Genomic DNA, 2,322 nt, shown 5'->3' on the forward strand with positions numbered 1-2,322 from the left:
ACTTCCGTCAACCAGGCTTATCAGCGTGGTACCGGAGGATGGCAGCGTGATTTCACGGTCGAGCGTCAGCGTCCGGGCCTGGCTGTTCACCGCCAGCACGCGCCCGCCGGTGCTGATACCGGCATAGTCATCATCGCAGATTTCAATGACATCGCCCGGTACATGGCGAAGCCCTTCGGCACCCACGCAGAAGTCCACGGTCTGCGTTTCCAGCAGCTCCGTTTTAATCAGCCACAGCCCGGCGCGGTGTGCCTGCCCCCGACTGGTACAGCCAAAGGCATCCATCTTCGTGACATTACGACCGTAACGGGCAATGGCCTGCGTATCTTCAACAAGCTCTGTCGCCGTCTCCCAGCCGTTATCCGGGTCAATCCAGTTCACCTCAACGGCATTATGGCGGTCCTTCAGGGCGCTGAAGCTGTAGCGGAACGGCGCGCCATCATCCGGCATCACCACATTACTGCGGTTATAGGTCCACACCTTATCCGACGGTCGGTCCTGCACGAACGTCAGCGTCTGCCCGTTCCATACCGGCATACAGCGCATCGCCGAGCAGAAATCACTGAGCACATCCCACGCCTTGCGCTGTGTGGTCAGGTACGCATTACAGGTAATGCGCGGCTCCGTGCCGCCAAAACCGTCCGGCACCGACTGGTCGCAACACTGGCCGATGACATACAGCGCCCATTTATCCACATCTGCCGCACCAAGACGTTTACCCATGCCGTAGCGCGGGTGGGTCAGCATATCCCACAGACACCAGGCCATGTTGTTGCTGTATGCTGGCTTAAACGTTCCGTCCCAGATACCGCTGTATTGCCGCGTCTGCGGGTTATAGTTCGACGGCACCTGCAGAATACGCCCGCGCAGATGATAATTACGGCTCACCTGCTGGCTGCCGAACTGCTCCGAATCCACCTGTACGCCGACCAGTGCCGTGTTCGGGTAGCACTGTTTCACATCGATGATTTCGGTGTATGACGACCAGAGCGTTTTGTTCTGCAGCTGGTCTGTGGTGCTGTCTGGCGTCATCCTGCGCATCCGGATATTGAACGGGCGCGGCGGCAGGTTACCCACCACCACCGAGGCCAGATACTGTGAGGTGGTTTTGCCCTTAATGGTGATGTCTTTTTCCGTCACCCAGCCACCGTTACGTTGTATCTGAACCAGCAGGCGGACTTCCGACGGATTCCTGTCCCCCTTTGAGGTGGTTTCCACCAGTGCCTGCACACCGAAGGTAAAGCGCAGACGGTCGATATTTGCAGACGTGATGGTCCGGGTGATCGGCGTGTCATATTTCACTTCCGTACCCAGCACCGTCTCGGAGCCGGAGGATTCAAATCCCTCCGGCGGTGTCTGCTCCTGCTCGCCTGCCCGGAACACCACCGTGACGCCGGATATATTGGTATTCCCCTCACTGTCCAGCACCGGCGTACTGTTCAGCAGCACGCTTTTTAATCCATCCACCGGACCTTCAATCGGCCCTTCGCTGATGGCATCAATCACACTCAGCAACTGCGTGGATTTCAGGTTGTCCTTCGCTTCGCGCGGGGTATGCCCCTTACTGCTGCCTTTACCCATTCGTCACGCTCCATAAACGACAAAACCGCCCGCAGGCGGTTTCACATAAAATGTTTTGCATCAGCGACCAATCACCACAACCTGACCACCATCCCCTTCGTCTGCCGTGCTGATCTCCTGAGAAACCACCCGTGACCCCACGCGCATTTCACCGTACAGAACAGGCAGAACATTGCCCTGGGCAACCATGTTATCCAGTGAGGAGAAATAGGTGTTCTGCTTACCGTTATCCGTTGTCTGTGTACGGGGAGTTCTGGCTTTCGGTGCCAGCATCTGCGCCACACCGCCCAGGATCATACTGGCCCCTGCCGCATACATGCCCGATACAGCCGCGGCACCCAGCCAGCCCACAGGGTTCCACCATGCCACCGCAATCAACGCCGCCCCCAGCACCACCTGAAATACACCGCCACTTTTAGCTCCCGCCAGACGCGGCACGATATGGATCACGGCACCATTTGCCAGCGGCTCATTAAGACGGGCAGATAATTCGGTTTCACCTGCATCACGCCCGGCAATGCGCACCTGATACCAGCCGTCATTCAGTTTCTGACGAAACGCCGGGACCTGTGTGGACAGCGCCCGGATGGCTTCAGCCCCCGTTTTTACACGAAGGTCGATGCGGCGGCCAAATCGTTGTAAATCCCCGTAAAGGCAGATGCGTGCCATGCCCGGTGACGCCAGAGGGAGTGTGTGCGTCGCTGCCATTTGTCGGTATACCTCTCTCGTTTGCTCAGTTGT

General features: G+C 58.0%; 2 protein-coding genes and 1 pseudogene. All 3 read right to left on the reverse strand.

Annotated features, from left to right (window positions below):
* Nucleotides 1-1,581: host specificity protein J (locus tag BGE37_RS24615; RefSeq protein ID WP_105288546.1), on the reverse strand; the 1,581-nt coding region annotated here is incomplete at its 3' end.
* A 60-nt stretch (nt 1,582-1,641) separates the two neighbouring features.
* A complete protein-coding gene (locus tag BGE37_RS24625) occupies nt 1,642-2,250 on the reverse strand; it encodes a tail assembly protein (RefSeq protein ID WP_000090928.1) in 609 nt (202 codons plus the stop codon).
* Nucleotides 2,187-2,322: pseudogene (locus BGE37_RS25380) on the reverse strand (phage tail protein); the annotation flags it as partial. The gene BGE37_RS24625 and the pseudogene BGE37_RS25380, both read right to left, overlap by 64 nt.

This window comes from Escherichia sp. MOD1-EC6300 (assembly GCF_002965045.1).
GTDB classification, from domain to species: domain Bacteria; phylum Pseudomonadota; class Gammaproteobacteria; order Enterobacterales; family Enterobacteriaceae; genus Escherichia; species Escherichia coli_F.